The organism is Methanobrevibacter filiformis, assembly GCF_001639265.1.
GTDB lineage: Archaea > Methanobacteriota > Methanobacteria > Methanobacteriales > Methanobacteriaceae > Methanacia > Methanacia filiformis.
Window position 1 is genome coordinate 1 of sequence record NZ_LWMT01000013.1, and the last position, 8,727, is coordinate 8,727.

The window sequence follows — 8,727 nt, forward strand, 5'->3', positions numbered from 1 at the left end:
AAAAAAAGACATCGAATTAAGCAAGATAGACCCTATTAAAATAACATTACACTGTGAAAACAAAGAAATCATCGCATCACAAACAAAGGAAATCAATGCAAACAATCTAAATCATACTGATTCCCCCTTAATAATTCCAATTCTTTTCATGTCTACTTCTTTCGCAGCTACGAATAATGTAACTGGAGATACATTTAAAGATGTCCAAGAGACTATAGATAATTCTACTTCTGGAGATATTATAGTTTTAGAAAATAAAACTTATTATGGTTCTGGAAATCATATAAAAATTGATAAGGATAACACAATATTTGGAAGTAAATCTAAAGATTCTAGAGCAACATTAGATGCTTGTAATAAGAGTAGAATTCTTTCGGTTACTGGAGAAAATATTACTATTCAAAATATTGATTTTATAAATGGAAATGTTAATGCTAATGAATTTGGAAGTGCTATTCATGTATATGCTTCTGGGCTTACTATTATAAACTGTAGTTTTAAAAACAGCTTAGGGGACAGTGGAGCAGTGTTTTTCAATAAAGATGCAGACAATGCATTAGTTTCTCATTGTGTTTTTGATAATAATAGTGCAATTTATGGAGGTAAAGATAATAATTCAGTTGGAGGTGCATTAGACTTTCATAGTTCAAATAATACGGTAGAATATTGTAATTTCACAAATAATTATGCTATAGGTCATGGAGGAGCTTTAGTTTTTCAAGTTGGATTAAATAATCGATTAATTGGATCTACATTTATAAATAATTCATGTTCTAGAGGAGGAGCATTAAGCTCAGTTAATCCTAATTCAACTTTAACCATAAAATCATCAGTATTTATAAATAATAGTGCAACACTTTTGGGTGCAGCTATATATAGTGGAAGTATATTAACAATAGATTCATCAACATTTGAAAATAATAAAGGAACATTAGATGGTGCAATATATACTACAGATATTAGTACATTAAAAATTACATCATCTTCATTTACAAATAATAGTGGTAAGAATGGTGGAGCAATTTATGCATCTTGTCCAGTTATAATATCATCATCAATATTTAATTCCAATAAAGTAATTGATAATGCTGGAGCAGTATATGCATTATCTAATCTAACAATCACATCATCAAATTTTATAGAAAATTATGGTAATTTGGGTGGTGCCATATACACCAACAATAGTAAATCTGATAAATTAACAATTTATTCCTCAAATTTTAAAAATAATATTGGAAAAACTGGTGGTGCAATCTATTCATCATCTCCATTAACTCTTACATCTTCTGTTTTTGAAGATAATGGGGCAGATAATGGTGGAGCTGTTTATACTAAATTATCATTAAGTGTAAATAATTCTTCGTTTTTATCAAATGTTGCTAATGTTAATGGTGGTTCATTATATGGTGATGGTACTGTAAATATAGATTCTTCAAGTTTTACAAGTAATAAAGCAATATTATCTGGTGGTGCCATACACGCCAATAGTAAATCTGATAAATTAACAATTTCTTCATCAAATTTTAAAAGTAATGTTGGAAAAGCTGGTGGTGCAATTTATTCTTCATCTCCATTAACTCTAGTATCTTCTGTTTTTGATTATAATGGGGCAGATAATGGTGGAGCTGTTTATACTGAGTCATCATTAAGTGTAAGTAATTCTTCGTTTTTATCAAATGTTGCTAATGTTAATGGTGGTTCATTATATGGTGATGGTACTGTAAATATAGATTCTTCAAGTTTTACAAGTAATAAAGCAATATTATCTGGTGGTGCCATACACGCCAATAGTAAATCTGATAAATTAACAATTTCTTCATCAAATTTTAAAAGTAATGTTGGAAAAGCTGGTGGTGCAATTTATTCTTCATCTCCATTAACTCTAGTATCTTCTGTTTTTGATTATAATGGGGCAGATAATGGTGGAGCTGTTTATGCTGAGTCATCATTAAGTGTAAGTAATTCTTCGTTTTCATCTAATGTTGCTAATGTTAATGGTGGTGTATTATATGGTGATGGTACTGTAAATATAGAATCTTCAAATTTTATAAATAATAATGCAACATTGTCTGGTGGTGTTTTATATATCTCTAAGAATAATTCTGGAAATGTAATGTCTTCTAGTTTTAGGAGTAATAGTGCTGTAAATGGAGGGAGTATTTATTCGTTAGCATCTTTAGTTATTTCGTCTTCTTCTAATTTTGAGTCTAACAATGCAACATATGGTGGTGCTATTTTATCAAGTGGTAATTTAAATATAACTTATTCAAGTTTTTTAAATAATAGTGCTAAATTATATGGTGGAGCTATATACACTAACAATAGTAAATCCGATAAATTAACAATTTCTTCATCAAACTTTAAAAGTAATGTTGGAAAAGCTGGTGGTGCAATTTATTCTTCATCTCCATTAATTTTATCATCTTCTGTTTTTGAAGATAATGGGGCGGATAATGGTGGAGCTGTTTATACTGAGTCATCATTAAGTGTAAGTAATTCTTCGTTTTTATCTAATGTTGCTAGTGTTAATGGTGGTGTATTATATGGTGGTGGTGCTGTAGATATAGAGTCTTCAAGTTTTCTAAGTAATAAGGCAGCATTGTCTGGTGGTGTGTTGTATTTTTCTAAGAATGGTTCTGGAAATGTAAGGTCTTCTAGTTTTAGGAGTAATAGTGCTGTAAATGGAGGGAGTATTTATTCGTTGACATCTTTGGTTATTTCGTCTTCTTCTAATTTTGAGTCTAACAATGCAACATATGGTGGTGCTATTTTATCAAGTGGTAATGTAAACATAACTTCTTCAAAGTTTACCTCTAATCAAGCTACGTCTAATGGTGGTGCATTATATGGTAATGGTTCTGTAAGCATAGGATCTTCAAGTTTTTTAAATAATAGTGCTAAATTATATGGTGGTGCCATATGCACTAACAATAGTAACACTAACAATAGTAACTCTGATAATCTAACAATTTCTTCCTCAAACTTTAAGAGTAATGTTGGAAAAGCTGGTGGTGCAATTTATTCTTCATCTCCATTAACTCTAGTATCTTCTGTTTTTGAAGATAATGGGGCGGATAATGGTGGAGCTGTTTATACTGAGTTATCATTAAGTGTAAGTAATTCTTCGTTTTTATCTAATGTTGCTAGTGTTAATGGTGGTGTATTATATGGTGGTGGTGCTGTAGATATAGAGTCTTCAAGTTTTCTAAGTAATAAGGCAGCATTGTCTGGTGGTGTGTTGTATTTTTCTAAGAATGGTTCTGGAAATGTAAGGTCTTCTAGTTTTAGGAGTAATAGTGCTGTAAATGGAGGGAGTATTTATTCGTTAACATCTTTAGTTATTTCGTCTTCTTCTAATTTTGAGTCTAACAATGCAACATTTGGTGGTGCTATTTTATCAAGTGGTAATGTAAACATAATTTCTTCAAAGTTTACCTCTAATCAAGCTAAGTCTAATGGTGGTGTCTTATATGTTTTAGCTAATGTAACTATTTCATCTTCAAGTTTTTTAAATAATAATGCTAAATTATATGGTGGTGCTATATACACTAACAATAGTAGATCCGATAAATTAACAATTTCTTCATCAAACTTTAAAAGTAATATTGGAAAAACTGGTGGTGCAATCTATTCTTTATCTCAATTGACTCTCACATCTTCTGTTTTTGAGTTTAGTAAAGCAGATAATGGTGGAGCTGTTTATACTGAGTCATCAGCTAATGTAAGTAATTCTTCGTTTTCATCTAATGTTGCTAGTGTTAATGGTGGTGTATTATATGGTAATGGTGCTGTAGATATAGAGTCTTCAAGTTTTCTAAGTAATAAGGCAGCATTGTCTGGTGGTGTATTGTATATTTCTAAGAATGGTTCTGGAAATTTAAGGTCTTCTAGTTTTAGGAGTAATAGTGCTGTAAATGGAGGGAGTATTTATTCGTTGGCATCTTTGGTTATTTCGTCTTCTTCTAATTTTGAGTCTAACAATGCAACATTTGGTGGTGCTATTTTATCAAGTAATGTAAACATAATTTCTTCAAAGTTTACATCTAATCGAGCTACGTCTAATGGTGGTGCATTATATGGTAATGGTTCTGTAAATATAGGATCTTCAAGTTTTTTAAGTAATAAAGCAATATTATCTGGTGGTGCATTATATATTTCTAAGAATAATCCTGGAAATGTAAAATCTTCTAGTTTTAGAAGTAATAGTGCTGTAAATGGGGGAAGCATTTATTCGTTAGCGTCTTTAGCTATTTCGTCTTCTTCTAATTTTGAGTCTAACAATGCGACACATGGTGGAGCTATTTTATCGGTTGGTAATGTAAGTATAACTTCTTCAAAGTTTACATCTAATAAAGCTACATCTAATGGTGGAGTATTACATGCTTTAGCTAATGTAACTATTTCATCTTCGAGTTTTTCAAATAATAATGCTATATATGGTGGGGCAGTTTACACTCGTAAAAACGAGACTTTTAAAACAAATACGCTTGCTACGATATCTTCATCAACTTTTAGCTGTAATATTGCTCAAAAAGGTGGAGGTCTCTACAATTTAAACCCAATTTCGCTATCAGCTTCAACATTTACTAAAAATTCTGCAAGGGAAAATGGTGGTGCAATATATGTTTTGAACATAGCAACCATTAGTTCTTCACAGTTCACTAACAACAGTGCTACTCGTGGTGGAGGATTATTTACAAATGCTTCAGCTGTGATTAAATCGAAATCTAGTTTCACTAAAAATACTGCCAATATTGGAAGTGCAATATATTCTTCTAATAAATTAAACATCACACAATCCTATTTGAATAGCAATAAAGCCCTAAGTAAACTTAGTGTAACTATTCCAAATGGTGTATTATATGTTAATAAAACTCAACTTAAAATAAAAGTATATGGATATGACAATGTTAAAGAAGCTATTTGGCATAGTGGTAACACACAAGTTTATATTAACAATACAAAGCAAAAGCCTTCGAATTTAATTTCAGGTAAAAAGGTCACAATTAACAACAAATTTTCACGAAAAACAGATTCTAAAGGAATAGCTATTATAACATATACTGGTATTTCTCCAAAAGTAGGAACAACTAAATCTTACAAATTCACTACTAAATTTGCTGGAGACTCATCATTCACGTCATCAACCAATATTACAAATGTTAAAGTATCATCCACTCTTTTAAGCAAGTCTTATTGGAATATTAAGAAAAATGGAGTTATTAAACCATATAAAAAATTGAGTTACAAAATCAAAACAATAGTTGAAAAGAAAAGCAATATTCACATACAAAAAGACATACTTTTATTAGCTGATGATAACATATATTTCATTAACAACCTAACAAAGTCCGAACAAGCAGCATATGGCAAATACTTAAAGTCTACTGCAAACTGTCAAGTAAATGATCCATACATCAAGTCATTTGTAATAAAAATATTTAAAAATAATCTAGTTGGAGAGATTACTCCATATAGTAAGTCAAAAGCATTGTATGAATGGTTATCTAGCACTAATAAGTATAGATTTTATTGTGATACTAAACATGGAGCAAAAAAATCTCTAAATTTATTATTGACTTCATCAGCTTTAGAACTTATTAATTGTGCAGATTATAGTAATTTAATGAATGCAATGCTTAGAACTGCAAAAATACCTGCTGTTTACGGTAACGGTGGATGTAAATTTAGTAGGGGCAGTGTTTACCCTCATTATTGGTCAATGGCATATGTTAATAAAAAATGGGTTTATCTTGATGCTATACGTCCTGTTCATAATTATGATGATCCTAATTGGTCTTTATCCTATAAAACTGGAGTATTTTATTCAATTGATCCTAAATATGCCGCATCTAATGTTAGGTTAAGGTGATATTATGAAAATTAAATATGTTATATTGATTGTAATAATTGTTGGGGTTGTCTTTGGTTTAGGGATAACATTAGCACAGAATATTACACAGGGCTCTGGGAATAAAGTAAACGATACACTTTTAAATAATAGTACTTTTCACGAAGAAAATATTACTAATGATACTAATAGCTCTAATAATCTCAGTAGTAATTCTTCTACTAATTCCTCTAGTAATTTCTCTAACAATGGATCTAGTGGTTCTTATGATGTCTCTAAAAGTAGTAGTAAGGAGAATAACAATCTTAAATCTAACAATCCTAAAGGTCTTCATTTATCTGAAGCACAAGCGAGAAAAATTGCAGATAATAATCTAAAAGATGCATATAAAATAGATAAAATTAAGTCTTATTATACTTTTGATAAAGTTTTTAAGTATGATGGGGAATACTACTGGGGGTTCAATGTTTATTCTGCTAAAACTGGAGAAATTTCAGGTGGTTTTGATATAAGAGATAGTGATGGAAAAACAACATTGGTATAATTTAAATTAGTAAATTAGATAATATTAACATATTATTGATTATTAAGTGTGTTTATTCATTTAATCCTAATATTAAATCCTATTATTTTATTTTAATGGATTTTCATAAGTTATCTGATTCATGTGATAATAGTAATACTTTTAATTAAAATAGTATTTAATATTTATTAATATTTATAAATTTATTAATACTATTAGCAATAATCAGAATAAATACTAAAAATAAAATATCAAATAGATTAAACAGGCTAAAATACATTTAAACACTCATATAATTCAATTAAAACAATAATTATCTAATTTACAACACTAAATTTATAATTTAAGTCAAATAGGAGGTATTCAAATTAAAGAAAACTCAAATTTTAAAACTAAAGTAGTTATTACATTACTCACTTTAATGTTAATAGCTATTGTATCATCAAGTGCAGTTTCAGCTGCAGATACATTTAAAGAAGTTCAAGATAAAATTGATAATACTAATAATAAAACTGTTGATTTAGGAAATAAAACATATGTTCGTGGTGATTTCGCAGATTCTATTGTAGTTAAATCTAACAATTTATTAATTACAGGGAAATCTGATAAAGAGAAAGCAACTTTAGATTCTAAAGAATTAGGAGGAATATTTCAAATTGATGGTCAAAATGTTACATTGCGTTATTTAATACTTACAAATGCAGATGTCAGTGGATTTGGTTCTGCTATTTACGATAATGGAGCTAAATTAACTGTTAAAAATTGTGTTATAAAAAATAGTAAGTCTAGAGGAGGAGCTATATTTGTTCAAGATACTGGTTCTAATGCACAAATTATAGGGTCCTCCTTTATAAATAATCAAGCTATTTATGCTGGTTCAAGTTGTGGTCAGAAAAGTGGAGGGGCAGCAATAGATTCTCGTGCTCAAAATACTCAGATAATTAACTCTAACTTTACAAATAATCGTGCTTCAGTTGATTCTGGTGCAGTAGTGTTTTATGGAAACAGTGCAAATAATCAAATAACTGGATCTATATTTATAAACAATACTGGAGTGAAAGGTGGAGCTATTGGTACTTATGGTAGTGTTAATAGCTTAAATATAAAATCTTCAGTATTTAGTAGGAATAAAGCAACCACTGGTGGTGCAATTTATTTAACTGGAAAAGGCAATATTGAATCCTCTACATTCCAAAATAATACTGGAGCTAATGGTGGTGCAGCATATTTAGAGGGAGTAATAGTTATTAAAAACAATACTCAATTTAAATACAATAAAGCGGACAATGGAAGTGCAATTTACACAGTTAAAGCACTTAAATTATATAAAACCACATTTTCAGCTAATAAAGCAAAATTATACACAGTAATAGCTTCTCTTAATGGTGGAACAGTTAATAAAAAAGGGGATGCAATAGTAACAGTAAAACTCACAACAGGAAACAATGGATTAAATGCAGTTTATGCTAAAAGTTCATTGTACTTAGATAATAAAATAATTGAAAAAAATACTTCTCCAGCAAAGGAGAAGACATTAATAACTTTAAAAACTAAAAAATACCAATTAAAATCAAATTCTAAAGGCATAGCATCAGTTAAAATTACAAATTTTAATGTTAAAGGAACAAATAATTTAAATGTAGTTTATAATGATTCTGCAATTTACAATAAATTATCTAACACTACAAAGGTTATAATTTCTCAAAAAACCACTAAATCACTACAATTTGATGAAAAAACATATGATGTTAAAGAATTTGTCATATCAAATTATCTTACTGGTAGAGGATCAATTAAAAATGTTAAACATTTGATTATTAAATCTTACAGTGTTAAAGAATTAGTAACTTCAACAAAAATTAATGGGGTTATTAAATCAGAGAGTGAAACTAGCAGGATTCATGTTGAAACTATTAAACAGAATTATCCTGGTAATATCAAAGCTCCAAAAGGAGTTTATTGTAGTTGTGGAAGAATAGGATATGGAGCAGGTAAAAAACAGGTAGTGTTTGTAAACAAATGTCCATTTACTCATTCCAAGAAATCTTCTAAGCTTATTTGGAATCCTAAAGGTGTTCATCATCAAGAAGGAGAATGGACTTGCAGTGGTTGTGGTGCTGATTTCTGTGCAGTTTCAGGATATGAGAAAATATCTGGTAGTAAAAGGCATCTAAGAAAAACATAATGATTAAATATGTCTGAGGATTCGCATTTAATGTTTCTTTATTTGTTCTATTTTATTGATTTTTTCTTTATTTTTTGTGTTTTTATGTGAGTTTTTTTTAATATTTTGTTGGTTTTGTTGAATTGTTTTTAGTTGTTCTTATTGTTTTTGGTTTGTTTAATTTTATGT

General features: G+C 29.2%; 3 protein-coding genes. All 3 read left to right on the top strand.

What is annotated here, in order from left to right; translation table 11 throughout:
• A partial coding sequence (locus MBFIL_RS00535; RefSeq protein WP_157078605.1) for a transglutaminase-like domain-containing protein occupies window positions 1-5,872 on the top strand: 5,872 nt, incomplete at its 5' end.
• A 4-nt stretch (window positions 5,873-5,876) separates the two neighbouring features.
• On the top strand, window positions 5,877-6,395 hold the full coding sequence (locus tag MBFIL_RS10890) for a hypothetical protein (protein ID WP_066970415.1): 519 nt from the start codon (window positions 5,877-5,879) through the stop codon (window positions 6,393-6,395).
• Window positions 6,396-6,795: 400 nt separating this feature from the next.
• On the top strand, window positions 6,796-8,559 hold the full coding sequence (locus MBFIL_RS00545; RefSeq protein ID WP_066970417.1) for a right-handed parallel beta-helix repeat-containing protein: 1,764 nt from the start codon (window positions 6,796-6,798) through the stop codon (window positions 8,557-8,559).
• Window positions 8,560-8,727: the final 168 nt, after the last annotated feature.

Coding starts and splice junctions, on each gene's coding strand:
- MBFIL_RS10890 (WP_066970415.1), top strand. CDS start 5,877: ATGAAAATTAAATATGTTATATTGATTGTAATAATTGTTGGGGTTGTC.
- MBFIL_RS00545 (WP_066970417.1), top strand. CDS start 6,796: ATGTTAATAGCTATTGTATCATCAAGTGCAGTTTCAGCTGCAGATACA.